Raw genomic sequence first — 24676 nt, 5'->3', positions numbered from 1 at the left:
GCCATGCGCATTCCCAAGTTCTTCCAGCGTGCGGTGCTCGCCGCCGGGCTCGTTGCCGCCGCGGCGGCCAGCGCGCAAGACATCAAGCTGGGCTACAACGGCGACCTGTCCGCTTCGCCCTCGGCGCAGAGCGGCCAGGCCGCGGTGCTCGGCATGGAGGCGGCGATCGCCGACATCAATGCCGCGGGCGGCGTGCTCGGCCGGAAGCTCGCCCTGGTCACGCGCGACGACACCTCGGCGCCGCCCAAGTCGATCCAGAACATGAGCGAACTGGTCGACAACGAGAAGGTCGCGGCCGTGTTCGGCCCGACCAACTCGGGCAACGCCATGGCCTGGAAGCACATCGCCAACCAGAAGAAGATCCCGGTCATCGGCAACGTGGGTTCGGGCACCGACATCACCAAGCCCATGAGTGCCGGTGCCGACAACTACATGTTCCGCGTCTCGATGGTCGACCGCGAGCAGGTCGCGGCGCTGATGGCCTACGTGAAGAAGAACACCGCGCAGTCGAAGGTGGTCGGCCTCATGGCCGAGACCACGGGCTACGGCCAGGGCGGCCTGAAGGACATGGAGGAGATCGCCAAGCTGCAGGGCATCAAGGTGGCCGCGACCGAGCGCTTCGGCGTCGGCGACACCGACATGACCTCGCAGCTCGGCAAGATGAAGTCGGCCAACGTCGACACGGTGGTGGTCTGGGCGCAGGGCACGCCGATCGCGCAGCTGGTGCGCAGCATGGAGAAGATCAATTACTTCCCGCTGGTGCTGACCTCGTGGGCGGCGGACAACATCACCTTCTACGACGCGGCGGGCAAGGCGCTGGCCGAGAAGCCGATCTTCATGCGCACCGTCAGCGAGACGCGCACCCCGGCGCAGCAGAAGCTGTTCGAGCGCATCGGTTCGAAGCTCAAGGCGCCCGGCTCGTTCTCGTTCGCGCTGCACGGCTATGACTCGGTCATGCTGTACGCCGCGGCCGCGAAGCAGGCCAACAGCATCGAGGGCTCGGCGGTGCGCCTCGCGCTCGAAGACCTGAAGGCGCCGGTGCAGGGCGTGCTCAAGACCTACGACAAGCCCTTCAGCAAGACCAACCACGAGGCGCTCACCGCCAAGGACCTGGTGTGGATCCGCTGGAAGGACGGCAAGCTGCTGTCCTATACCGACCCGATCATCGGCGCGCTCTCGGCGGCCGACTTCAAGCAGTAAGCACAGCAGCAACCGCAGCGCGCCCGCCGGGCGGGCCGCGCCAACCATCTCGGAGGCAACATGGCAGAGGCACTCTTGCAGGCCATCCTCAGCGGCCTGTCCGTGGGCGGTGCCTACGCGCTGGTGGCGCTGGGATTCAGCATCACCTTCACCACCACCAAGACGCTGAACTTCTCGCACGGGGAGTTCGTGTCCGCGGGCGCCTTCGTCGGCATGAGCGCGCTGTTCCTGGTGCTGGGGCTGCCGATCGGCTCCACCACCTTCGGCTCGGCGCTGCCCGGCGCCGGCGCGCAGCTGCTCGCGCTGGTGGCGGCGCTGGTGGTCATGGGGCTGCTCGGCTGGCTGTTGTACCTCGTGGGCGTGCGGCCATTCGCGGGCCGCCCCGGCATGGCGTGGGTCATGAGCACGCTGGGCTTCGGCGTGATCCTGCAGAGCATCGGGCTCGCGATCTGGGGGCCCAAGCCGGTGGTGGTGCCGGGGCCGGTGGGCGACGGCGTGATCCGCTTCCTGGGCATCGGCGTGCGGCCGCAGGAGCTGCTCACGCTCGCCGTCGCGGTGGTGATCATGATCGTCTTCGACCGCGTCATGAACCGCACGATGATCGGCAAGGCCATGCGCGCGGTCGCGGCCAATGGCAACGTCGCGAGCCTGATGGGCATCAACACCAACGCGGTGATGATCGGCGCCTTCGTCGTCAGTTCAGCGCTCGCGGGACTGTCGGGCTTCCTGCTCGCACCGATCGCGCAGGCCTCGCTCTTCATGGGGCTCACCGTCGGGCTCAAGGGTTTCTCGGGCGCGATGATCGGCGGGCTGAGCAATCCGCGCGGCTGCGTGATCGGGGGCTTCGCGCTCGGCGTGATCGAGTCGCTGGTCAACCTCTGGCAGGCGCAGTGGCGCGAGGTGGCGGTGTTCGCGCTCGTCATCCTGGTGCTCGCGTTCCGTCCCACGGGGCTGTTCGGCAAGCCGATGGTGGAAAAGGTATGAAGCCGGGCCTGCATGTTGCCGGCGTGGCGCTGGCGGTGGCCGGCGTGATCGGCGCCACCTCGCTGTTCGGCAACGACTACTACCTGCGCATCGTCTTCATGATGTGCGTCTACTACCTGTGCGCGGCCGGCATGAACGTGCTGGTCGGCTATGCGGGCCAGAAGTCGCTCGGCCAGGCCGGGCTCTTCGCGGCCGGCGCCTATGCGGTCGCGCTTTTGACCACGCGCACCGAGATGAGCCCGTGGCTCGCGCTCGTCGCGGCCGCGGCGATCTCGGGCGTCTGCGGCGTGCTGATCGCGCTGCCGTCGCTGCGCGTCAAGGGCCCGTACCTCGCGATGGTGACGCTGGCCTTCGGCATCGTGGTCGAGAAGCTCGTCGGCGAATGGACCGAGGTGTTCGGCGGGGCGCAAGGCATCTACGGCATCCGGCCGATCACCTGGAACGGCCAGCCGCTCACGACGCTGCAGTGGGTATGGTTCGCGGTGGTGCTGTGCGCGCTCGCGCACCTGCTGCTGCGCAACCTGCTGCAGGGCCGCTTCGGGCGCGCGCTTCTCTCGCTTCAGGCCGACGAGATCGCGTCGTCGTCGGTGGGCGTGCGTGTCTACCGCGCCAAGGTCATGGCCTTCGTGGTCGCGGCCGTCACCTGCGGCATCGCGGGCGCGCTGGTGGCGCAGCAGAACCAATACATCAATTCCGACTTCATCACCTTCCACCTGTCGATCTTCATCCTGCTGCTGGTGCTGTTCGGCGGCGCGGGCTCGATGTACGGGCCGCTGGTGGGCACGGTCGTCCTCACGGCCGTCGATGCGATGCTCTCGCGCTGGCCCTCGGCGCAGCATTTCCTCTATGGCTTCTTGCTGCTGTTCGCGCTCTACGTGATGCCCGGCGGTGTGACCGGCGTGCTGGCGCCGTGGTTCCGGTGGCGCCCGAAGGGCAGGGCCGCCGCGGCATCGAATCGCCCGGCGCATGCAGCCACGCGCATCGGGCCCGATGCGCACGGCGACCTGCTGGTGGTCGAGGGTGTGACCAAGGCCTATGGCGGCGTGAAGCCGGCGCAGGACGTGTCGTTCCGGCTCCAGCGCGGCCACATCCATGCGCTGATCGGCCCCAACGGAGCGGGCAAGAGCACCATGATCAACATGCTGACCGGCGTGGTCGTGCCGACCGCGGGCTCGATCCGCTTCCTCGGCGAGGAGATCGCCGGACGGCCCGCGCATGCGATCTGCAGCATGGGCATGGGGCGCACCTTCCAGAACCTGCGCCTGTTCGCCGACCTTTCGGTGCTCGACAACGTGATGCTCGGCCGCCACAGCCGCATGGCGAACGGTTTTCTCTCGTCGCTCGTCGCCCTGCCGGGCGCGAGAAGGCAGGAAACCGCGACGCGCGAACGCGCGCTGCAGCTGCTCGAACTGGTCGACCTCGCGCCGCTCGCGCACCAGCCGGCCGGCAGCCTGCCGTACGGCCTGCAGCGGCGCGTCGAACTCGCGCGCGCGCTGGCGACCGAGCCGCAGCTGCTGCTGCTCGACGAGCCCGCGGCGGGCCTCAATCCGCAGGAGACCGCCGAACTCGGCCAGCTGCTGCTGCGCATCGGCCGCTGCGGCGTGAGCATCCTGATGGTCGAGCACCACATGGACCTCGTGATGTCGGTCTCGGACCACGTGATCGTGCTCGACTACGGCATCAAGATCGCCGAGGGCAAGCCGGCCGACGTGCAATGCAACCCGCGCGTCGTCGAGGCCTACCTCGGCGTGGACGACGAGACCGAGCCGGCCCCGGCGGTCGTGGCCTGAGGAAACGGCGATGTTGAAACTCGAATCCGTCAAGGTCTCGTACGGCGCGATCGAAGCCGTCAAGGGCGTGAACCTCGAAGTGCGCGCCGGCGAGGTGGTCACGATCATCGGCGCCAACGGCGCGGGCAAGAGCACGCTGCTCAAGAGCATCGTCGGGCTGGAGCCCGTGGCGGGTGGCCGCATCCTCATCGACGGCCAGGACTGCACGCGCGTGCCGGCGCACCGGCGCGTGGGCCTCGGCGTGGCGATGTCGCCCGAGGGCCGCGGCGTGTTCGCGGACCAGACCGTGCGCGAGAACCTGCTGCTCGGCGCCTATACGCGCCGGCGCGACCCGGCCGCGGTCGAGGCCGCGATCGAGCGCGAGTTCGACCGCTTCCCGCGGCTGCGCGAGCGGCAGCACCAGCTGTCGGGCACGCTCTCGGGCGGCGAGCAGCAGATGCTCGCGATCGCACGCGCGCTCATGAGCGAGCCGCGGCTGCTGCTGCTCGACGAGCCGTCGCTGGGGCTCGCGCCGCTGATCATCAAGGACATCTTCGCGGCGATCCGCCAGCTGCGCGAGTCCGGCCTGACCATCCTGCTCGTCGAGCAGATGGCCCGGCAGGCGCTCGGCGTGGCCGACCGGGCCTACGTGCTCGAGACCGGGCGCATCACGCTCGAAGGCTCGGGCTGCGTGCTGCTCAACGACCCCAAGGTCAAGGCGGCCTACCTCGGCGCGCACTGACCCGCATCCCACCAGACACTCACAGGAGCCCCATTCATGACCACCGAAACCAAGAAGTTCGCCAGCCAGGCCGACATGGAGGAGAAGAAGGTCACCTTCAGCCAGATCTCCGAGCACGCCTGGGCCTACACCGCCGAAGGCGACCCCAACACCGGCATCGTGATCGGCGACGACTGCGTGCTGGTGGCCGACACCCAGGCCACGCCTGCGATGGCCGCCGACGTGGTGCGGCGCATCCGCGAAGTGACCGACAAGCCGATCAGGTACGTGGTGCTCACGCACTACCACGCGGTGCGCGTGCTGGGCGCCGCCGGCTACGGCGCCGAGCACATCCTCGCGAGCCAGGACACGCGCGACCTGATCGTCGAGCGCGGCGAGGCCGACAAGGCCAGCGAGATCGGCCGCTTCCCGCGCCTGTTCCAGAACGTCGAGACGGTGCCGCCGGGGCTGACCTGGCCCACCATGACCTTCACCGGCAAGATGACGCTGTGGCTCGGCAAGCTCGAAGTGCAGCTGCTGCAGTTGGGCCGCGGCCACACCAAGGGCGACACGGTCGTCTGGCTGCCCCAGGAGCGCGCGCTGCTGTCGGGCGACCTGGTGGAGTTCGGCGCCACGCCCTATGCGGGCGACGCGTACTTCAAGGACTGGCCGCAGACGCTCGACAACCTCGCGGCGCTCAAGCCTGCGGCGCTGGTGCCGGGCCGCGGCGCGGCGCTCACCACGCCCGAGCAGGTGGCCGAGGGCCTGCAGGAGACGCGCAGCTTCATCGCCGACGTGTATGCGAGCGTGCAGCAGGGCGTCGCGGCCGGCAAGGACCTGAACGCCGTCTACAAGGACACCTATGCCGCGCTCAAGCCCAAGTACGGCCACTGGGTCATCTTCGACCACTGCATGCCCTTCGACGTGACGCGCTGCTACGACGAAGCCACGCAGTACGCCGACCCGCGCATCTGGACCGCCGAGCGCGACATCGAGATGTGGAAGGCGCTGGAGGGCCAGTGACGCCGGCCGCACCGCTGCTGTTCCAGCCACTGCAGCTGCGCGGGCTGGCGCTCCGCAACCGCGTCGTCATCTCGCCCATGTGCCAGCACGCGGCCGAGGCCGGGCGGGCCGCGGCGTGGCACCTGGTGCACCTCGGCAAGTTCGCGCTCGGCGGCGCCGGGCTGATCCTGACCGAAAGCACGGCGGTCGATCCGCGCGGCCGCATCGGCACCGCCGACCTCGGGCTCTGGAACGACGGCCAGATCACGCCGCTCAAGGCGGTGGTCGACTTCGTCCATGCGAACGGCGGCGCGATCGGGGTGCAGCTCGCGCATGCCGGGCGCAAGGCCGGCAGCCAGCCACTCTGGGAGGGCGGCGCCGCGCTCGGCGAGGCGCAGTTGCAAGGCGATGCCGAACCCTGGCAGCGGCTCGGGCCCAGCGCGCTGCCGGCCGGCCCCGGCTGGTCGGCGCCCGTGGCGATGGACGCGCGCGCCATCGAGGAAGCCATCGCCCGTTTCGTCGACGCGGCCGTGCGCGCCGAGCAGGCCGGATTCGACGTGGTCGAGCTGCATTTCGGGCATGGCTACCTCGTCGCGAGCTTCCTCTCGCCAAATTCGAACCACCGCACCGACGAATGGGGCGGCAGCCTCGCGGGCCGCATGAAGCTCGCGCTCGAGACCGCGCGGCGTGTGCGCGCGGCCTGGCCGGCGCACAAGCCGCTGTTCTGCCGGCTCTCGGCGGTCGACGGCAGCGAGGGCGGCTGGTCGCTCGACGATTCGGTGGTGCTCGCGCGCGAACTGGCGGCGCTCGGCGTCGACGTCATCGACTGCTCGTCGGGCGGCCTCACCGAGGAAACGCGCGCGCTGCCGGTGCCGCGCGGCCTCGGGTTCCAGGTGCCGTTCTCGGCGCGGATCCGGCGCGATGCGGGCGTGAAGACCCAGGCGGTCGGCATGATCGTGGACGCGCAGCAGGCCGAGGCCGTGCTGCAGCAGGGCCAGGCCGACCTGGTCGCGCTCGGGCGCGAGGCGCTGTTCGATCCGTACTGGGCGCACCACGCGGCCGCGGCGCTCGGGCACGACCCCGAATTCCGGCGCTGGCCCGAGCGCCATGGCGTCTGGCTCGCGAAGCGCGCGCCCGGCCTTGCGCGCGCCCGCGCCGCAGCCGCCGCCGATGCGGCATCTCCAACGAACGAAAGGCCGAACCCATGAACGTGCGAATGGGGCTGATCCGCAAGAAGGCGGACTGGACGCAGGAAGACTTCGATGCCCACTGGCGGGACCGCCACGGCCAGCTGGCCGCGCGCGTGCCGGGCCTGTGCGACTATTGGCAGAACACGGTCGTCGAGCGGCTCCAGCGCGGCATCGACTTTCCGCGCGGGCCGTGGGATTTCGACGGCTTCTCGCAGCTGTGGCTCGACGATGCGAGCAACCCCACGCGCCCGTTCGCCGAAGGCGAGACCGCGGCCCGGCTCGTGGCCGACGAGCAGCACTTTCTCGGCGACCTGCACATCGTGGGCGCGGAGACGGCGGTGGTGATTGCGCCGCCCGCGCCGGCCGTGCGCGCGCGGTTGCTCAAGCGCATGTCGATCCTCGAGCGGCTGCCGGGCCTCGACGCAGAGGACTTCCGCCGCGAATGGCAGCGCCACGGCGAGCTGGTGCGCGGCATGCCCGGCGTGAGCGGCTACCGGCAGAACACGGTCGTCGCGCGCGAGCGCACCAAGGGCCAGCCCTGCGGGCGCGGCGAGCTCCCGATCGACGGCATCGTCGAGCTGTGGTTCGAGAACACCGCCACGCTGCAGGCCGCCTTCGCCTCGCCGGCGGGCCGCGACACGATGGCGCATGCGAGGACCTTCCTCGGCGAGATCACCGCGTTCCTCGTCACTGAGCGCGCAATCCTTCCGTGACAAAGCTGGCAAATACGGCGGAACGCCAACGAACCTTGGTGTCTGACCCCCGGAAACCATCCTCCAATTGCGCCGCTGGCCCCATCCGAATTTCGCGTAGCGCGCCGTTGAACTTTCGCAAGTTTCGATTTCAAGCCATTGGATCCACGCGTGCGTCGCGCCTTTGCATCGACCTGTGGGCCCTCGCCCAAAGCAGAAGTAGCTAGGCGCCGAAAGCAGACGCTGAGGTCCTCGAGTGTTCGGTGCTCGAAGCTGCCCGTTGAGCGAAACTCCCGCTCCTGATGTTTTGGGTTCGAAGATGCGCACAGCTGTAGTAACCGTTCTCACCCCGCTTGTGCTGCTCGCAGCATTCACGTCATCCGCCAGCCCAATGTGTACCCTGATTGTGGACGCGGTGACCGGCAACCCCGTCGTCAGGAGCGGCACAGGCTGCGACACGCGTGTAACGCCTGCGTCGACGTTCAAGCTCGCGATCAGCGCGATGGGATTTGACTCTGGGATCCTGGTGGAGGCGGAAAAGCCGTCGTGGCCGTACCGTACTGGATACCCGGACTGGGCTGGAGACGCCTGGAGGCGGGACATCAACCCGACCACATGGATTGAAAATTCCGTGTTTTGGTACTCGCAGCAGGTGGTGAAGGAGTTGGGGCAGGCCCGTTTCGAGAGATACGTGAAATCCTTCGGCTATGGCAATGCCGACGTAACGGCAGTTTCGGTTCTGAATCCGGGAAGCAACGGCGTTTGGGTGATGTCGTCGCTGCAGATCTCACCCGCTGAGCAGGTCGCGTTCCTGCGAAAGCTCGTCAACGGCCAGCTTCCAATAAGCGCTCACGCATTGGAGATGACCGCGCGTATCACCCTGGAGAGCCGGCACTGGGATGGCTGGAGCGTTCACGGGAAAACTGGCACCGGCTCACCGGGAAGAGACAACCGATACCGGGCGGATCAAGCGTATGGCTGGTACGTGGGCTGGGCCACGAATGGTGCGCAGTCCCTGGTGTTCGCCCACCTGATTCAGGACAAAAGAGCGCGATCCCCAAACGCCGGCATTCGTGCTCGCGAACAACTACTGCAACAACTGTCTACGGTGATCAATCCCAGCCGCTGATGCTAGGCTTTGGAGCGGGACAACCAAAAGGAAACAACGCCGATGGAGCAACATCGCTTTGAGCCTGCGCTGCCACCGTACCTCGTGTCGCACGCCGGCCGTGTGCAGCACTTGGCTGAACACCACAGGGGCGGCTGCGGCGGTGTGCCCTGCGCATTCGGGATCGCTAGCTTGCATGCCGGGCTGACAGCCAAGCAGTACGGCCATGCGCGTCCTGGCATCAAGGACACGGGGTGGGGAACACATGAGGTGACGGTGCGGCATTCCTACGGGAAGCGGCTGATCTTTGGCAACGCATTGCGAACGTGACGGGCCGTCCGAATGCCCCGAGCCACCGACGGTCATGGCTACAGTCGATGGCAGCCCTCGCCGTCGCGGCCTTGATCGGCTGGGGTTGCCTTATTGGAGCCACCGAAGTGGTGGAAAGCGTGCGCACCGGGGTGCTCAACAACCGCAAAGGACCTGAGATCCTTGCCGTCGAGCAGCCTGTCCTTTATTGGGGCCTGATCGGCTTCTACACGGCGGCAACCCTGACCGCCGCCGGCTTAGCGCTTGTCGTGCTGGCCATTGCCGTGCGCGATCTGATTGGTGCAAGAGGCCCTGATCGATGAGGCTGGGCAACGTGGCACGCATACCACGGAGTTAGGCTTGGAAGTGTAAACAAATGCCTTAAAAATCGGCGATCGCGTTACATTCTCGTGCTCACGAGGACACCATGACCGACGCGCATCACGGCAGGCCACGATCGAGGCTCTACCTGCCCGTCGTCGCCAAATTCTTCATCGCACTGGCAGGCGCCAGCGCCTGGGCGGCTTTCTCCATCTGGGCGGCGGCCCACTGGCTGGCCGACCTGCGGCAGTACGTCGGCATCGTGGTCGCGGTGTTCCTGGTCTACGGCATCGCCGTGATCCCGGGCTTCATGAATGCGTTCCTCGCGATCAGCCTGATGCTCGACCGCCGGCCCGTGCGCCGGCCGCTCACGGCCTATCCGCCGATCTCGATCCTGGTGGCGGCCTACAACGAGGAAGCCTCGATCGAGGAAACGCTCGTCAGCATCGACCGGCAGGGCTACCCCGGCGAGTTGCAGGTCATCGTCATCAACGACGGCTCGAAGGACGGCACCGCGCAGGTGGTGCGCGCCGCCGAGGCGCGCTTTCCGTGGCTCACCTTCGTCGACCTGCAACAGAACGGCGGCAAGGCACGCGCGCTGAACATCGGCTTCAAGGCAGTGCGCCACGACCTCGTCATCACGGTCGATGCGGACTCGTTCCTCTACCGCGGCGCACTGGTCAACATCGTCGAGCGCTACCGCGCCGACCCGCCCAACACCCGCGCGGTGGCGGGCAAGATCCTGGTGCGCAACTCGCGGCTCAACTGGCTCACGCGCTGCCAGGAATGGGACTACTTCCACGGCATCGCCTCGATCAAGCGCGTGCAGTCGCTGTTCCAGGGCACGCTGGTGGCGCAAGGTGCCTTCTCGATCTACGACCGCGCCGCGCTGGCCGAGGTGGGTGGCTGGCCCGAGTGCGTGGGCGAGGACATCGTGCTCACCTGGGCGCTGCTCAAGGCCGGCTACCGCATCGGCCACTGCGAGGACGCCTGCCTGTTCACCAACGTGCCCACCACGGTCGGGCAGCTCGTCAAGCAGCGCCAGCGCTGGGCGCGCGGCATGGCCGAAGCCTTCGTGCAGCATCCCGGCATCCTGCTGCAGCCGCGGCTCTCGACCTTCTTCATCTACTGGAACGTGTTCTTCCCATGGCTCGACGTGGCATTCACCATCGGCTTCATCCCCGGCGTGGTGTTCGCGCTGTTCGGCTACTACTGGATCGTCGGGCCGATGACGCTGGCGCTGCTGCCCGCCGCCTTCGCACTAAGCTTCCTGATGTTCTCGATCGAGCGCCGGATGTTCAGGAGCACGGGCCTCGTGGTGCGGCGGAATTTTGGGGGGTTCTTCATCTACGTGCTGCTCTACAGCTTTTTGCTGCAACCCGCGAGCGCCCTGGGCTACCTGGACGAACTTTTGAGAAAGCCCAAATCGTGGGGAACGAAATGACCAGGGCCGCACGCGTCGTGGCCGGCGCCTTGTCGGGTTTCTGCATGGCACTGGCCGCGCCCAGCTGGGCCGAGGAGGCGCCGAAGCCCGCCGGCGAGCGCTCGGGCATGGCCTATGGCAGCGAGGTGTACCTGACCCACGACAGCGACAACTTCCAGTCGCGCCGCGTGTCGGCCGAATTCTTCCCGGCCTTCGCGCATGCCGACCGCTACCTGGGCTTCCGGCTCGGCGAATACCAGTACCGGCAGGACAACTGGCGCAGGAACGGGCAGAAGGTCTCGTTCCTCGCGCGCTCGGTCGAGACCCGCACCGCCGACGGCGGCGTGATCGAGGCCGGTCTGTTCCGCCAGGGCGGGCACACGCTGCTCACGCTCGACGGCAGCTACCGCATTTCGCCCACGAAGAGCACCGCGGTCGAATTCATCGTGAACCGCGACTGGGTCGAGACGCCGCGCGCGCTCGACCGCGGCGTCGACTTCTCGATCGTCGGCGTGGCCGTCGACCAGGGCATCGGCAGTCATGTCACGCTGGTGGGGCTGCTCGGGCAGCAGTACTTCTCGGACGGCAACCGGCGCGACCTCGGCCGCTTCCGCGTGATCTACCAGCCCTCGCTCGACCTGGGCCTGACGCTGCAGGCGCGCTATCGCACCTACCGCAGCACGCACGAGGACGTCGATCGCGCCTACTTCAACCCCAAGAGCTACAGCGAGGCGATGCTCGCGGTGGGCTGGCGCTACCGTTTCCAGGGCTGGACGGCCGCCGTGACCGCGGGCCTCGGCAACGAGAAGATCAACCACGACGTGAGCCAGCCGACGCGGCTTTTGGACATCAACCTGCAAAGCCCGGTGCGGGGCTCGCAGGTGTTCCGCTTCAGTGCCGGCTACAGCCGCAGCACCAGCTTCTCGGGCCCCAGCTACCAGTACCGGTACCTGCGCGGCGAATGGGTGATCCTCTTCTGATCTGCCGCCGACCTCCGATGCTCGCCCGCCTCATCTATGCCAGCAAGGCCATCGCCTTCCGTGCCGCCGACCTGGCCGACATCCTCGAGATTTCGCGCACCGACAATCAAAAAGCGGGCATCACCGGTGCGCTGGGCCTGCTCGACGGCGTGTACCTGCAGTACCTCGAGGGCGACGATGCGGCGCTCGAGGCGCTGTACGCAAGGATCCAGGTCGACCTGCGCCACCAGGCGCCGGTCGTGCTCGACCGCACCTTCATCGCAGTGCGTGCGTTTCCCGAATGGTCCATGGCGCTGCTGCGCTGGGACGAGCGCATGCGGGCCGTTGCCCGGCGGCACGGCCTCGATCCCTCGCAATCGCCCTACGAGATCGCGCCCGCCGCCGTTGCGCCGTTCTTCCGCGCACTCACCGCCACGCCGAACTGGGTGGCGCTGTAGGCGGGCGCACGCGGCTCATTCGAGCCCAAGCGCGCGCAGCTTCGCATCGGCGGCCGAGTAGGGCCTCTCGCACACGATCTTGTCGGAGTCCGGCGCGAACTCGAAGCTCGCGGCCATGCGGATGCGAAAGCGGCGGCCCGTGGCCTCGTACACCTTGCCCTCGGCCTGCAGCGGCCCCAGGTGCGTGCCGCTGAGCCAGAACTCGACCAGCACCGTGTCGTGGTCCGCCGCGATCGCGATGATCTCGTTGGCGAGGTCGGGGAAGGGCGTGCGCGAGCTCTCGAAATAGCCGCGCACTTCTGCCTCGCCGTCGAACACCGCGCCGCTGCCGTGCATCTCGTAGCGCGGGTGCGCGAAGGTGGCGATCACCGCATCCCACTCCTGGGTGCATTCGAGCGCCATGTGGTCGCGCACCGTCTTGATTCTTGCCGCCTGCAGCATGGCTGGGGTCTCCACGTGGTGTTCTCCTCAAGGATTGGAAATGGGTGCGCCAATGCGGCGGATCGGCTCGGTGTGGCCGTCCCAGCTATCGGCCGCGTGCCGGATCTCGCGAAAGTAGTCGCCCTTGCCGCCGGCCATCTCCGAGATCTCGAACATGCCGCTCGGCAGCGCCGGATGCACGAAGTACGCAAAGCGCCCGCGTGCGCCCATGCGCCCGCTGTGGCCCTCGACGTAGCCCATCGACAGCAGCTGCCGCACGGCGTCGTCGAAGCCGTCGTCGGTCCACCAGGCGAGATGCTGCGCGCCTTCGCCGCCGCGCCGCAGCGAGTCGAGGTAGAGCGAGGGCGCATCGTCGCGCTGCTGGATCAGTTCGATCTGCAGGTCGCCGGAATTGGCCAACGCGATCGAGAGCTTCGGCAGCCGCGACGGCTTGCCGTAGTAGTTGAACTCGGTCGTGCCGACGTCTTCCTTGTAGAACCAGGGGCCCACGCCCAGCGTGCGCGACCAATGGGCCATCGCTTGCTCGATGTCGCTGACGACGTAGCCGACCTGGCGCACGCTGCCGAAAAGTTTGCTCATGATGAAGTCGAGCCTTGAAAGCGTGCGCGCCGGTCAGCGCATGTAGGCGCCGCCGTTAACGTCGAGCGTGGCTCCGGTCATGAACGACGACAGGTCCGAGGCCAGGTAGAGGCACGCACCCGCGATGTCCTCGGGCGTGCCGACGCGCCCGAGCGGAAAGCCCTTGCCCAACTCGTGCTTGCGCTCGTCGGAGGTCGCGCCGCGCGAGAAGTCGGTCATCACCAGCCCGGGCGTCACCGCGTTCGCGCGCACGCCGTCGGGGCCGAGTTCGCGCGCCATGGCGCGCATCAGGCCCAGCACGCCCGCCTTGGCGGCGCAGTAGTGGCTGCCGCCGAACACGCCGCCGCCCTGTTGCGCCGACATCGACGAGATGCAGACGATCGAGCCGCTGCGCTGCGCGCGCATCGCCGGAATCACGCACTGCGACATCTGCAGCGTGCCGCGCAGCGCAATCGACACGACCGTGTCGAAATCGTCGGCCGTCACGTCGAGCACCGCGCGCTTCTGCGTGACCGCGGCGTTGTTCACGAGCACGTCGATGCGGCCCGCCCACTGCAGCACGCGCGCCACCGCCGCCGCGCAGGCCTCGGCATCGCGCACATCGCAGCCGATGCCGATGTGCGCCGCGCCGATCGATTGCGCGGCCGCCCCGGCCTCGCCCTCGTCGAGGTCGAGCAGCGCCACGCGGGCGCCGTGCTGCGCGAAGAGCCGCGCGGTCGCGAGCCCGATGCCGCGCGCGCGTGATGCGCCCGTGACCAGCGCCACGCTCCCGTCCAGCAGCCGGAGCGCCGCGCCCTCATTCATCGCTGATGTTCGCCGCCTTGGCGATCTGCTTCCAGCCTTCGATGTCGGCTGCCGTCATGCTGCGCAATTCGTCGCCGCCCACGTAGGCCGCGGTGATGCCGAGGTCGAGCAGCCGCGCCTTCACGTCGGGCATCTCGACCACCTGCTTGAGCGCCGCCGAGAGCCTGGCGACGATCGGCTTCGGCGTGCCCGCGGGTGCGTACAGCGCCCAGCGCAGCGCGCCCATGCGCTTGCCCGCGAAGTCGATGCCCTCGTCGTCGTAGCTCGACACCTCGGGCAGGCTCGGCGAGCGCGAAGTGCAGGCGGTGATCGCCTTCACCTTGCCCGATTTCACCATCGGCGTGCCAGAGGCCATGTCGACGTAGGCCAGCTTGACGTGGCCGCCCAGCATGTCGGTCTGGATCTGCACCACCGACTTGTAGGGGATGTGGCTCATCTGCGCCTGTGTGCGCAGGTTGAACAGCTCGCCGCAGAAATGGCCGGTCGACGCGATGCCCCAGCTCGCGTACTGCACGCTTCCGGGCGCCTTCTTCGCGAGCGCGACCAGTTCCTTGGCGTTGTTTGCCGGAAAGTCGTTGGTCGCAATGAGCAGGATCGACGCGGTGCCCACCTGGCCGATCGGCGCGAAGTCCTTCACCGAGTCGTACGAGAGCTTGGGATTGCTCGCGGGCAGCAGCACGTGCGTGGTCGCGCCGCCGATGCCGATCGTGTAGCCGTCGGGCGGCGCCTTGGCGACGAAGTCGGTCGCGATCGCGCCGCTGGCGCCGGGCTTGTTGTCCATCACGAACACGCCCTTGACGAGCGGCGCCATCTTGTCGGCGAGCAGCCGCCCGAGCGTGTCGCCGCCGCTGCCCGCGGCCGAGATCAGCACGAAGCGGATCGGCCGTGAGGGATAGTCCGAGGCCGTCTCGGCCCGCGCCGCGAGCGCCAGGCCCGCGAGCGCCGCTGCAATCCAGATCTTGCGCATGGTGATGTCTCCTTGTTGTGGATGTGATGGGACCTAGAGCGACAGCCCGCCGTCGACCACCAGCTCGAGGCCGGTGACGTAGCTCGATTCGTCGCAGGCGAGGTAGAGCGCCGCATTCGCCACGTCCCAGGCCGAGCCCTGGCGGCCCATGGGGCAGCGCGCACTGCGCATCTCGCGGCCGGCGCGCGCCGCTTCGTCGCCCTCGAACAAGGCCGCGGCATGCGGCGTGTCGATCAGCCCCGGCACGATCACGTTGCAGCGCACCTGGTGCTGCGCGTACTGCCGCGCCACCACGCGCGTCATGTGGTTGAGCGCCGCCTTCGAGGTGCTGTACGACAGGAACTGCATCGGGCTCCACTTGCGGCTCGCGATCGACGAGATGTTGATGATCGAGCCGCCGCCCTGGCGGATCATGTGCGGCACCACCTCGCGCGCCGTGAGCATCGGGCCCTTGAGGTTGATCGCATGCACGCGGTCCCAGGAGTCCTCGGTCACTTCGAGCAATTCGCCGAATTCCTCCACGCCCACGTTGTGGTGCAGCACGTCGATGCGGCCGAAGCGCTCGATGCAGTGGCGCACCATGGCCGCGATCTGCGCGCTGCTGCGCACGTCGGCCTCGAAAGGCTCCGCGATGCAGCCGCCGTCGCGCACCAGTCGCACCGTGGCCGCCGCGGCCTCGGGCGACCGGTCGGCGCAGACCACCTTGGCGCCTTCGCGCGCGAAGGTGAGGGCCGCGGCCGCACCGTTGCTGATGCCGTCGCCGATCGAGCCGGCGCCGACCACGATCGCCACCTTGCCGTGCAGGCGCTGCCCGGTCGTCATGCCGCGCCGGCTTTCCGTGCGGTAGCCGAGGTCTTGGCGCGAGCCGCGGGCTTCGCAGCGGGCCCGCACGATTCGCGCAGCACCATCTGCGTGGTCAGCAGGATGCGCTCCTGCTCGAGCGGCGCCGTGCTGTCGAGGCGGCGCAGCAGCAGCTCGGCCACGGCCGTGCCGACCGCCTCGAGGTCCCAGGTGAGCGAGGTGATGGCCGGGCTGAACAGCTGCGACAGGTCGGTGTCGCCGATGCTGACCACGCTCACGTCGTCGGGCACCACGCGGCCCGCATGGCGCAGCGCCTGCAGCACGCCCGAGAGGATGCGCGTGCCCAGGCACAAAAAGGCGGTGGGCGCAGCCGGCGCGCCGAGCAGCGCGAGCGCCTCGCTGAAGGCGAAGTCCATCGCCGACTTCTCGGCCCGGATCAGCTTCGGGTCGGGCTGCAGGCCGCGTTCGGCAAAGGCGTCGCGGTAGCCCGCGATGCGCTCTCGCCCGGGGCGCAGCACGCTGCCCGGCGTCAGCAGCGCGATGCGCGTGTGGCCCAGGTTCAGCAGGTAGCGCGTGGCCTGCAGCGCGCCGTGGTAGTGGTCGACGTGCACGCCCGCGTTCTCGCCCTGGAAGTCGCGGTCGAGCGCGACCACAGGGCCGTCGGCCGCGAGCAGGTCGAGGTAGGCCGGCGTCTCGGCATGGCAGGGGCCGAGGATCAGCCCGTCGACGCGGCGGCGCCGGAACAGATCGATCAGCACCTTCTCGCGCTCCCCGTCGTTGTGCGTGCTCGCCACCAGCAGCGTGTAGCCCGCCGTCAGCAGGCGCGACTCGACGGCCGTGATGATCCGTGCGTAGAGCGGATTGGCGAGGTCGGACACGATGAGCCCGACCACGCCGGTGGAGCGCGTGCGCATGCTCTGCGCCACCGCGTCGGGGGTGTAGCCGAGATCGCGCGCGGCCTTGGTGACCGCCGCGATCGCCTGTTCGCTCACACGCCCGGTGCGGTTGAGCGCGCGCGACGCGGTGCCGATCGCCACGCCCGCGGCACGCGCGACCTCGCGGATGGTGACCTTGGCCTTCATGCGCGCACCGCCTGCGGCGCCGATGAAGCGGAAAGGACAAGAGAAAGAGAAAAGGGTGCGGCAGCGAACATGGCCGCAGTGTGCGGCATGTTGTGGAAACGTTTCTATGCGCAATAACCCTGACTGGCTTGTCCGAGTTATGTCGCTCAGCTAGAAACGGTTCCACCGCCCGCCGCACGGCGGCCGGCCGGCCTTCAGGCGGCCGCAGGCACCGTCGACGGCACGTCTTCTGTCGTCGTGCGGCGCAGTTCGCGGCGCTCGGCGATGTCGTAGCGCCGACCGCGGTGCAGCGTGCTGCGGTTGTCCCACATCACGAGGTCGCCGACGCGCCATTCGTGGCTGTAGACGCGCTCGCGCTGGGTCGCATGCTCGAGCAGGTCCAGCAGGTAGATGCGGCCTTCGGCGATGGGCCAGCCGACGATCTCGCGCGCATGAACGCCCACGAAGAGCAGCTTGCGGCCCGAGCCCGGATGCGTTTCCACCAGCGGCCAGACGGTCGGCGGGATCGCCTTCTTCTGCGCGTCGGTGTAGGCATCGTCGCCGAGCAGCAGCCGCGTGTGCAGCGCGTAGTGCTCGGCGCGCAGATCCGCGATCTCGCGCTGGGTGCGCTCGGGCAGCGTGTCGTAGGCCGCGCGCAGGTCGGCGAACTCGGTGGTGCCGCCCCAGCTCGGCAGCACCAGCGCATGCAGCATCGAGTAGGCGGCGCGCGGGTTCTGGAACGAGCTGTCGCTGTGCCACAGCTGGTTGGCAAAGTTCGACAGGTTCTTCGGCGAATCGCGGCGCGCCACGTTGCCTTCGGCGTCGACGTTGGAGATGTCGATCAGCCGCTCGTCCTCGAGTCGCTCGGGCCGGCGGAACACCTTCTTGAGCCCGATGTCGAGCGGGCCGAAGGACTTCGCAAAGTCGAGCTGCTGCTGGCCCGAGAGCGGGCAGTCGCGCCAGACCAGCACGGCGTATTCGTCCATCGCGGCGCGGATGTCGTCGATCTCGGCCTGGCCGAGTGGGCGGGCGATGTCGATGCCGCTGGCCTCGGCGGCGAAGACCGGATGAAGGGGCTTGAGTTGCAGTGTCATGGGTTCGGATGACGTTCTTCGGGGGGGGAGGGGGCTATTCGGCCTGGATGCCGGCATCGGCGATGGTCTTGGCCCAGCGCTTCATCTCGGACTGCACGAAGGCATCGAACTGCGCCGAGGTCGAGGCGACCACCGTCATGCCCTGTTCCTCGATGCGCTTGCGCATGTCGGGCGCGTTGAGCACGCGGGCGATGTCCTGCTGCATCTTCTGCACCGCCGCTGCGGGCGTGGCGCGCGGCGCCACGAAGCCGAGCAGCGCGTTGACGTAGAAGCCCGGCAGCGTCTCCGCGACGGTCGGGTAGTCGAAGCCCGGCACGCGCTGCTCGCCGAGCGTGGCGATCATCTTCATGCGGCCGGCCTTCATGTAGGGCAGCACCGAAAGCAGCGGATCGAACACCAGGTCGATGCGCCCGCCCATCAGCTCGGTGTGGGCCGGTGCGCTGCCCTTGAACGGCGCATGCAGCATGTCGAAGCCGGCCTCGCGCTTGAGCAGTTCGGCGCCCAGGTGCGTGGTGCTGCCCGCGCCGGGCGTGCCGTAGGTGAGCTTGCCGGGGTTCTTCTTCGCGTAGGCGACCAGTTCGCGCACGTTGTTGAACGGGGTGTCGGGCCGCGCGACGATCGCGAGTTCGAGGTTGGCGATCTGCGTGATGCCGGCCAGGTCCTTGACCGTGTCGTAGGGCAGGTTCCGGCGCAGCGACGGATTGACCGCGAACGACGAATTCACCATGCCGATCGTCAGCCCGTCGGGCGCCGACTTGGCGACGAAATCGGCCCCGATCGCGGTGCCCGCCCCGGGCTTGTAGTCGATGATCACCGGCTGGCCCCAGATCTCCTGCAGCTTCTGGCCGATAAGCCGGCCCACCGTGTCGGTCGGCCCGCCGGGAGCGAACGGGATGATGATCTTGACCGGGCCGGCCGGGAAGTCGCGGGCCGCGGCGCGCAGCGGAACGGCGAGCGCCGCGACCGTGAGGCCGGCGGAAAGCATCAGGTGTCGCCGCGTGGGCTGGTGCATCGTGTGCATGGCTTGTCTCTCTTTTTAATGGAACAACGTTCCGAAATATGATCGAGTTGCGGCGCAGGGTCAATAGAAAAATGAAACGGTGTTTTAAAAATGAATGAACGACTGGAATCGGGCGGCGGCGCCGAGGTGGCTGCGCTGGCGCGCGGGCTCGCGCTGCTGCGTGTGGTGGGCGACGCGGCGGGCCCGCTGAGCAACCGCGAACTGGCTGATGCGACAGGCATTCCGAAGGCCACCGTCTCGCGGCTCACGGCCACGCTGGTCTCGGCCGCCTACCTGCGCCAAGCCGCGGACACCGATCGCTTCGCGCTGGGGCCCGCGCTGCTCGACCTGAGCAACCGCTACTTGCGCCACTTCGACCTGCGCGCGGCGGTGCGCCCGCACCTGGTCGCGCTGTCGGAGTTCGCGGGCGCCAGCGTGCACATGGGCGTGCGCGACGACCTCGACATCCTCATCATCGATTCGCTGCGGCCGCGCACCGCCTTGATTACCTCGCGCATCGAGATCGGCTCGCGCATGACGATCGCCACCTCGGCCTCGGGGCGGGCCTACCTGGCGAGCCTCGATCCGCCCGAGCGCGATGCCATGCTCGAGCGCATCCGGCTGGCCAGCGGCGAGGGCTGGGCCGCGCTTGCGCCGCGCCTTGCCGCGGGGCTCGAGGAGCACGCGCGCCTCGGCTACTGCAGTTCGTTCGGCGAATGGAATCCGCACATCCATGCGCTCGGCTTCGCGGTGCGCGGGCCGCAGGGCGAGCGCTTCGCCTTCAGTTGCGGCGGGCCGGCCTACCTGCTGCCGCGCGACATGATGATCGCCAAGGTGGCGCCGCGGCTGCTCGAGACCGTGGCGCGCATCCGCGAGGAGATCGGCTCGGGCGCCGCTGCGGATTCTCAGTGAGGGTTGGACCCCAATCGCCTTTGGATTCAACACTTTCGGGCCGATGAATCTCTCGGCTTTGAACCGTCGTCCCACTCAGGATGGTTCGCCAGATCGCCAGATCGCCAGCCGACGAGGCCCTGGGCCGAGCGCCGGAGAATGGCTAAAATCTGGGATTCAGGCCTTAGAATGCAAAAAAACTTGTAACACTTAGGAAAAAATGGCCTACGTGGGCTACGAATACGTGCGGTCAAGCCTGGACCTGCCCATCTTCGAAGTGCGCCGACCCGCTTTGGTCAAACCGGTCACGCGCATCATGTCATCGGCTGAAGCCCTTGGCGTGCCGGGCGCCCTGACGCCGGCCGACGGCGACCTGGTGGCGCACTTGCTCTTTGCCCTCAAGCATGAGGGAGTGAACCTGCAGGTGCTTGCAGGCGCATCCAAGCACCTCGCCGGCGCCGATCTGGCCGCGGCGCTTGCCGCGACTCCGAATGGACAGTACGTGCGAATGCTCTGCAGCGCGTGGGAACACTTCACCGGCAACCAGGTGGTGGCCCAGCCGGTCATCACCGCGGGCTATGTTGACTTGTTCGACCCACGTCGTTACTACACAGGCGGGACCGACCGCGACTCTCGATGGCGAGTCAACTTCAACGGTCTCGGGACCTGGGATTACTGCGTCACAGTGGAGCGCACGCCGGCGATCAAGGAGTTGTTGGACTTTGATGTGCTGGCGGCCACTCGCGAATTCGTTTCCTCGCTCGACCGCGAATTACTCGATCGCACGTTGACTTGGGCGTATCTGCATGAGACCCAAGACAGCTACGCGATCGAGAACGAGGCGCCGTCGGAAGACAAGGCGCGCACATTCATCGGCCTGCTGCGCCAGGCGCACGAGCCGCGTGCCCTCGACGAGCAGTATCTGGTGGAGTTGCAGACCTCGATCGTCTCCAACCCTTACAACAAGGCAGTTCAATACCGGACGGAGCAGAATTGGCTGAGCGATGGTGGCCGCGGTGCGCTGGGCGTGACCTTTGTGCCTCCGCGGCCTGATGATCTGCCGGAACTGATGGATGCCTGGTCACGTTTCGCCAACGACACCGCGAAGCGTCTGGATCCGCTAATGGCCGCCAGCATTGCCTCTTTCGGTTTTGTCTTCTTGCACCCATTCATGGATGGGAACGGACGTCTCTCCCGCTTTCTCTTTCACAAGGTCCTATGCCAGTCCGGCCAATTGCCCGACGGCATGCTCCTTCCGGTTTCTGTGGCCATGAAGCGCCACGAGCCACAGTATCTGAACGTCCTGCAGGACTTCTCCCGTCCGGCGCGCGCGCTGGTCAACGCCAGGGCGGCCGGCGAGGGAGACTTCGAATTCACCTTCAAGTGTGACGACACGATCTTTCGATTCTGGGATGCCACTCGCTGTGTGGAATTCGGCTTGAGCATGGCGCGCGAAGCACTGGAGGTGGAGCTGCGCAGTGAGAGGAACTTCATCGTTCATTTCGACGCGGTGCGCAAACAAATCAATGACCAGTACGAGCTGCGTGGTTCGACGCTGGCGACGCTGGTGTCGATTGCGCTGAACAACGGCGGTGCGATCTCGAATAACAAGCGAAAGCGCTACGCCGATGAGGTCGCGCCTGAGATCTTCGATGCGATCGAGGGCAAGGCCCGAGAAGTTCTCACCGTCCGAGAGCCAACGCAGTGAGCTTGGTCGATCTGGACTCATGATTGTCGAGGTTGCCGGTTAGGGCTGGTTGCAGCCAAAAAAGGGGCGTTCGCACCATGTCAAAAGTAGACAAGCTTTGTGCCACTTATGAGCTGTTCGGCCTGGCATTAAAGGAGATTCCGGGCAAGACATCAGAGGCGATTTACCAGGTATGTGCCGGAGTGCGCGGCTTCGTCGCCACAGTTCGCGAAGGAACTCCCAAACCGACCCCCTCGCAGGTGGCTGCGGGATTGGAACAAGGTTGGCGAGAGATGCTGGATTCGCTTTCGGACTTTCCGGAAGAATGGCGGCCAGCTGTCGCAAAAGCTTGGTTCGCGGCGACCGAGCACGCATACCCTGAGTTCATGGCGAACGAGGAACGACGACTTGCCAAGGTGCTTGATCGCGGAAAAATCCGCACGGAACCAGAGTTCCATCGAGTTCGGCATGAAATCGATCTACTTGAAGGTCAGCCTGACAGGCAATCTGAACTGCACCATCTGTATTCCATGATCGACGCTTTTGAGGGGCGCCCTTAACGACTGGCACCGCTGGTTCCGGCCTGTTGGTCGCATTCTGCCGTGCCCGGCCGGCACGACGCAGCGCCGATCCGGTGCTCTTCGGGCAGGCCTTCGCTCCTCCGCAGAATCGGAGTTCCATTTTCAGTGGAAAAATTCCAAGCCCGGTGAAAACCGACAGCCGCGCTAATGGGAATGTTTGCAACGCGCCCGTCACATGCCGGTGACAGCATGCAAGTTTCCCGAATGGCGCGCGCTCCTTGCCGACCCGATTCCTTCTCCTGCCGCTCTGCGGGCTGGTGCTGTGCCGCGCGGCCGCGTCGGCCTGCGCGGCTGAGCCGCCCGTAGCAGACCCGCCGCTGCTGCCGCCCGCGGCCGAACGGGTGCCGGACGATGCTGCTGCGATCGCCTTCGACCTGCCGGCCCTGCCGCTGGCCGATGCGCTCAAGCGCTACGCGGCGCTGACGCGGCAGCCCGCGCTCTTTCGCAGCGAGATCCTGGCGGGGCGCACCTCTTCTGCGGTGCGTGGCCGCTACGCACCCGATGCCGCGCTGCGCCTGCTGCTCGAAGGCACGGGCCTGGTCGCAGAGCAGGTGCGCACAGGCTCGGGCCCCACGCTCGCGCTGAAGCCGGCGGAACCGGCCGCCGCACCACCACCGCGCGCCGCCAGCCTCGGGAACCTCGCGGGCTATCCGGGCCTGGTGCAGGCGCGGGTCTGGCAGGCCCTGTGCGACGACCCGCGCACCCGGCCGGGCGCCTACCGATCGCTGCTGCGCTTTGAGGTCGATGCCACGGGCCGGCTGCAGCGGCCCCGGCTGCTCGGCTCCAGCGGCGACGCGGCGCGGGATTCGGCCATGCTGCGCGCGCTCGCGGCGGTGCGCCTGGCCGAGGCGCCGCCGCCCGGCATGCCGCAGCCACTGACGCTGCTGGTGCGCCCGGCCGAGCCCGGCGGCGACCCCGGCTGCCGCGACCCTGCGGCCGACCCTGCCGATTGATGCCATGGCCGAAGACGCGCGCCCCCTGCTGATGGACTACTTGTCCCGCCACTACGACGCCCTCAAGCGTCAGCTGGGGCGGGCGTTGCGCAATGCCGACCTGGCCGAAGACGCGCTGCACGACACCTGGCTGCGCGTGAACGACCAGGGCGGCACGGCGGACGGGCCGATCCAGCGCCCGGGCGGCTACCTCGTGCGGATGGCGTACAACATCGCGCTCGACATCCAGCGCCGCCAGAGCCGCAACCTGCCGTTCGACGAGATCGATGCACTGCTGGAGCTCGCCGACACGGCGCCCGGCCCGGACCGCATCGCCGAGGCGCGCTCGCAGCTCGACGCGGTCGTCAGGCTGCTCGACCGCATGCCCGCGCGGCGGCGCGAGGTCGTCGTGCTGGTGCACATGGAGGGGCTCACCCAGCCCGAGGTGGCGAGGCGGCTCGGTGTTTCGCTGCGTACCGTCGAATACGAGCTCAAGCATGCGCACGACCACCTGAGCGCGAGGATCGCCCATGACGAAAAATAGTTGCGGGGTCCGGCCGCCCCGTTCGTCGTATGGGGTGAAGCACCGCATCGCCCCGCGCCGCAGCACGGACCGTGGCCCCTTGAAAGGCCGCGGCCGTGACGCATGACGCCATGACCCCGTCCCTGCGCGACGACGAAACCCGTCGCCAGGCCTGGGAATGGCTGCGCCTGTTCCATTCGGGCGCGGTCAAGCCGCAGGACGCCGAGCGCTTCAAGCGCTGGTTGGCGCGCAGCCACCTGCATGCCGCGGCCGTGCGGGAGGCGAAGGCGCAATGGGCCGCGCTCGGCCCGGCCTCCGCCGAGCTGCTGCGCGCCAATGCCGAAGCGGCGGCCTTCCATGCTCGCCACCGGCCCCGGCCGGCGCTGCCCCGCCGTGCCTTCCTCGGCGCCGCAGCCGGTGCGGCGGCCATGGCCGGCGTGGCAGGCGTGGCCGTGTTCCGCCCGCCCGCGGGGCTGTGGCCCGCACCGGGCGAGTGGGGCGCCGACTACCGCACCGCCACCGGCGAGCAACTGGTGGTGGACCTGAGCGAGCGGGTGCAGGTCACGCTCAACACCCAGACCCGCATCCGGCGCGAGACGGCCGACGGCCGGACCACCGGGGTCGAGCTGCTCGCGGGCGAGGCGGCTTTCGACCTGCCGTCCGGCCGGCATGGCGGGCCGGCCTTCGGCGTCGTCGCGGGCGCCGGGCGCAGCCTGGCCGCGGCGGGGCGCTTCGAGGTCCGCTACCTGCACGACAAGGTCTGCGTGACCTGCATCGAGGGCGCGGTTCGCGTGGAGCACCCGGCCGGCACGCGCGAGCTCGGCGCGCGCCAGCAGACGGTGTATGACAACCGGTCGGTGAGCGGCGTGGCGCTCGTCGGCGCGGCAAGCCTCGCTGCCTGGCGCAAGGGCGCGCTGGTGTTCACCGAGACGCGCCTGTCCGACGTGCTCGACGAGATCAACCGCTATCGCCCGGGCCGCGTCGTGCTGGTGAACGCGGCCGCGCGCGACCGGCCCGTCACGGGCAGCTTCTACATTGCGTCGCTCGACCTCGCGCTGGCGCAGCTACAGCACGCCTTCGATCTGCAGGCGCGCTCGCTGCCGGGCGGGGTGGTCGTCCTGAGTTGAAAAAATAAGTTGCGGGAGAAATAAGTTGCGGGAGATGGGGTGCCCGTTCGTC

27 protein-coding genes are annotated in these 24676 nt (G+C 68.1%); 19 read left to right on the top strand and 8 right to left on the bottom strand.

Going from position 1 to position 24676, the window contains the following annotated elements; translation table 11 throughout:
* The first annotated feature begins 3 nt into the window (after positions 1 to 3).
* From AC3A6R_RS15300 to AC3A6R_RS15240, 13 genes are all read left to right on the top strand, one after another.
* Entirely contained in the window at positions 4 to 1200 is a 1197-nt protein-coding gene (locus AC3A6R_RS15300; RefSeq protein ID WP_487860418.1) for an ABC transporter substrate-binding protein, read from the top strand.
* Positions 1201 to 1260: 60 nt separating this feature from the next.
* Positions 1261 to 2184: a branched-chain amino acid ABC transporter permease gene (locus tag AC3A6R_RS15295; RefSeq protein WP_487860419.1), complete on the top strand. Its 924-nt coding sequence runs from the start codon at positions 1261 to 1263 to the stop codon at positions 2182 to 2184.
* A complete protein-coding gene (locus AC3A6R_RS15290) occupies positions 2181 to 3974 on the top strand; it encodes a branched-chain amino acid ABC transporter ATP-binding protein/permease (protein ID WP_487864788.1) in 1794 nt (597 codons plus the stop codon). The genes AC3A6R_RS15295 and AC3A6R_RS15290 overlap by 4 nt, the downstream gene beginning before the upstream one ends.
* Before the next feature lie 10 nt (positions 3975 to 3984).
* Entirely contained in the window at positions 3985 to 4695 is a 711-nt protein-coding gene (locus AC3A6R_RS15285; RefSeq protein WP_487864787.1) for an ABC transporter ATP-binding protein, read from the top strand.
* A 36-nt stretch (positions 4696 to 4731) separates the two neighbouring features.
* Positions 4732 to 5697, top strand: coding sequence for an MBL fold metallo-hydrolase (locus tag AC3A6R_RS15280; RefSeq protein WP_487864786.1), 966 nt, complete (start codon positions 4732 to 4734; stop codon positions 5695 to 5697).
* Positions 5694 to 6884, top strand: a complete 1191-nt coding sequence (locus AC3A6R_RS15275) for an NADH:flavin oxidoreductase/NADH oxidase (protein WP_487864785.1) — start codon at positions 5694 to 5696, stop codon at positions 6882 to 6884. Before AC3A6R_RS15280 ends, AC3A6R_RS15275 begins: the two co-directional genes overlap by 4 nt.
* Positions 6881 to 7579 carry an EthD domain-containing protein gene (locus AC3A6R_RS15270; RefSeq protein ID WP_487864784.1) on the top strand — a complete coding sequence of 233 codons (699 nt, stop codon included), beginning with the start codon at positions 6881 to 6883 and terminating at the stop codon, positions 7577 to 7579. The genes AC3A6R_RS15275 and AC3A6R_RS15270 overlap by 4 nt, the downstream gene beginning before the upstream one ends.
* Before the next feature lie 298 nt (positions 7580 to 7877).
* Positions 7878 to 8687, top strand: coding sequence for a class D beta-lactamase (gene blaOXA, locus AC3A6R_RS15265; protein ID WP_487864814.1), 810 nt, complete (start codon positions 7878 to 7880; stop codon positions 8685 to 8687).
* 42 nt (positions 8688 to 8729) lie between these two features.
* On the top strand, positions 8730 to 8996 hold the full coding sequence (locus AC3A6R_RS15260) for a glyoxalase superfamily protein (protein WP_487864783.1): 267 nt from the start codon (positions 8730 to 8732) through the stop codon (positions 8994 to 8996).
* A 47-nt stretch (positions 8997 to 9043) separates the two neighbouring features.
* Positions 9044 to 9298, top strand: coding sequence for a hypothetical protein (locus AC3A6R_RS15255; protein WP_487864782.1), 255 nt, complete (start codon positions 9044 to 9046; stop codon positions 9296 to 9298).
* Between the two features lie 104 nt (positions 9299 to 9402).
* The gene (locus tag AC3A6R_RS15250; protein WP_487864781.1) at positions 9403 to 10740 is read left to right on the top strand and encodes a glycosyltransferase family 2 protein; all 1338 of its coding nucleotides are present in this window, start codon (positions 9403 to 9405) and stop codon (positions 10738 to 10740) included.
* A complete protein-coding gene (locus AC3A6R_RS15245) occupies positions 10737 to 11699 on the top strand; it encodes a hypothetical protein (protein WP_487864780.1) in 963 nt (320 codons plus the stop codon). The genes AC3A6R_RS15250 and AC3A6R_RS15245 overlap by 4 nt, the downstream gene beginning before the upstream one ends.
* Positions 11700 to 11716: 17 nt before the next feature.
* Positions 11717 to 12136 carry a BLUF domain-containing protein gene (locus tag AC3A6R_RS15240; protein WP_487864779.1) on the top strand — a complete coding sequence of 140 codons (420 nt, stop codon included), beginning with the start codon at positions 11717 to 11719 and terminating at the stop codon, positions 12134 to 12136.
* A 15-nt stretch (positions 12137 to 12151) separates the two neighbouring features.
* On the opposite strand, the gene AC3A6R_RS15235 is transcribed toward AC3A6R_RS15240, so the two are convergent.
* From AC3A6R_RS15235 to AC3A6R_RS15200, 8 genes are all read right to left on the bottom strand, one after another.
* Positions 12152 to 12592: an ester cyclase gene (locus tag AC3A6R_RS15235; RefSeq protein ID WP_487864778.1), complete on the bottom strand. Its 441-nt coding sequence runs from the start codon at positions 12590 to 12592 to the stop codon at positions 12152 to 12154.
* A gap of 12 nt (positions 12593 to 12604) precedes the next feature.
* Positions 12605 to 13156: a VOC family protein gene (locus AC3A6R_RS15230; RefSeq protein WP_487864777.1), complete on the bottom strand. Its 552-nt coding sequence runs from the start codon at positions 13154 to 13156 to the stop codon at positions 12605 to 12607.
* A gap of 33 nt (positions 13157 to 13189) precedes the next feature.
* The gene (locus tag AC3A6R_RS15225) at positions 13190 to 13960 is read right to left on the bottom strand and encodes an SDR family NAD(P)-dependent oxidoreductase (RefSeq protein WP_487864776.1); all 771 of its coding nucleotides are present in this window, start codon (positions 13958 to 13960) and stop codon (positions 13190 to 13192) included.
* The gene (locus AC3A6R_RS15220; protein ID WP_487864775.1) at positions 13953 to 14927 is read right to left on the bottom strand and encodes a Bug family tripartite tricarboxylate transporter substrate binding protein; all 975 of its coding nucleotides are present in this window, start codon (positions 14925 to 14927) and stop codon (positions 13953 to 13955) included. The genes AC3A6R_RS15225 and AC3A6R_RS15220 overlap by 8 nt, the downstream gene beginning before the upstream one ends.
* A gap of 33 nt (positions 14928 to 14960) precedes the next feature.
* Complete coding sequence (locus AC3A6R_RS15215) at positions 14961 to 15749, bottom strand: SDR family NAD(P)-dependent oxidoreductase (RefSeq protein WP_487864774.1); 789 nt, start codon at positions 15747 to 15749, stop codon at positions 14961 to 14963.
* Complete coding sequence (locus AC3A6R_RS15210; protein WP_487864773.1) at positions 15746 to 16810, bottom strand: LacI family DNA-binding transcriptional regulator; 1065 nt, start codon at positions 16808 to 16810, stop codon at positions 15746 to 15748. Before AC3A6R_RS15210 ends, AC3A6R_RS15215 begins: the two co-directional genes overlap by 4 nt.
* A 194-nt stretch (positions 16811 to 17004) precedes the next feature.
* Positions 17005 to 17883, bottom strand: coding sequence for a TauD/TfdA dioxygenase family protein (locus AC3A6R_RS15205; RefSeq protein ID WP_487864772.1), 879 nt, complete (start codon positions 17881 to 17883; stop codon positions 17005 to 17007).
* Positions 17884 to 17917: 34 nt separating this feature from the next.
* Positions 17918 to 18904, bottom strand: a complete 987-nt coding sequence (locus AC3A6R_RS15200) for a tripartite tricarboxylate transporter substrate binding protein (protein WP_487864771.1) — start codon at positions 18902 to 18904, stop codon at positions 17918 to 17920.
* 90 nt (positions 18905 to 18994) lie between these two features.
* Between AC3A6R_RS15200 and AC3A6R_RS15195 the strand changes: the two genes are divergently transcribed.
* From AC3A6R_RS15195 to AC3A6R_RS15170, 6 genes are all read left to right on the top strand, one after another.
* A complete protein-coding gene (locus AC3A6R_RS15195) occupies positions 18995 to 19795 on the top strand; it encodes an IclR family transcriptional regulator (RefSeq protein ID WP_487864770.1) in 801 nt (266 codons plus the stop codon).
* 199 nt (positions 19796 to 19994) lie between these two features.
* The gene (locus AC3A6R_RS15190; RefSeq protein ID WP_487864769.1) at positions 19995 to 21482 is read left to right on the top strand and encodes a Fic family protein; all 1488 of its coding nucleotides are present in this window, start codon (positions 19995 to 19997) and stop codon (positions 21480 to 21482) included.
* 77 nt (positions 21483 to 21559) lie between these two features.
* Complete coding sequence (locus AC3A6R_RS15185; protein WP_487864768.1) at positions 21560 to 22021, top strand: hypothetical protein; 462 nt, start codon at positions 21560 to 21562, stop codon at positions 22019 to 22021.
* A 239-nt stretch (positions 22022 to 22260) separates the two neighbouring features.
* On the top strand, positions 22261 to 22995 hold the full coding sequence (locus AC3A6R_RS15180) for a secretin and TonB N-terminal domain-containing protein (RefSeq protein ID WP_487860441.1): 735 nt from the start codon (positions 22261 to 22263) through the stop codon (positions 22993 to 22995).
* Positions 22996 to 22999: 4 nt separating this feature from the next.
* Positions 23000 to 23518, top strand: a complete 519-nt coding sequence (locus AC3A6R_RS15175) for an RNA polymerase sigma factor (protein ID WP_487864767.1) — start codon at positions 23000 to 23002, stop codon at positions 23516 to 23518.
* 110 nt (positions 23519 to 23628) lie between these two features.
* Positions 23629 to 24624 carry a FecR family protein gene (locus tag AC3A6R_RS15170; protein WP_487864766.1) on the top strand — a complete coding sequence of 332 codons (996 nt, stop codon included), beginning with the start codon at positions 23629 to 23631 and terminating at the stop codon, positions 24622 to 24624.
* Positions 24625 to 24676: the final 52 nt, after the last annotated feature.

It is taken from the genome of Variovorax sp. Soil_C_19, from assembly GCF_057657255.1.
The sequence above is the reverse complement of the archived record's forward strand: the minus strand, read 5'-3'. Positions and strand labels throughout refer to the sequence as shown.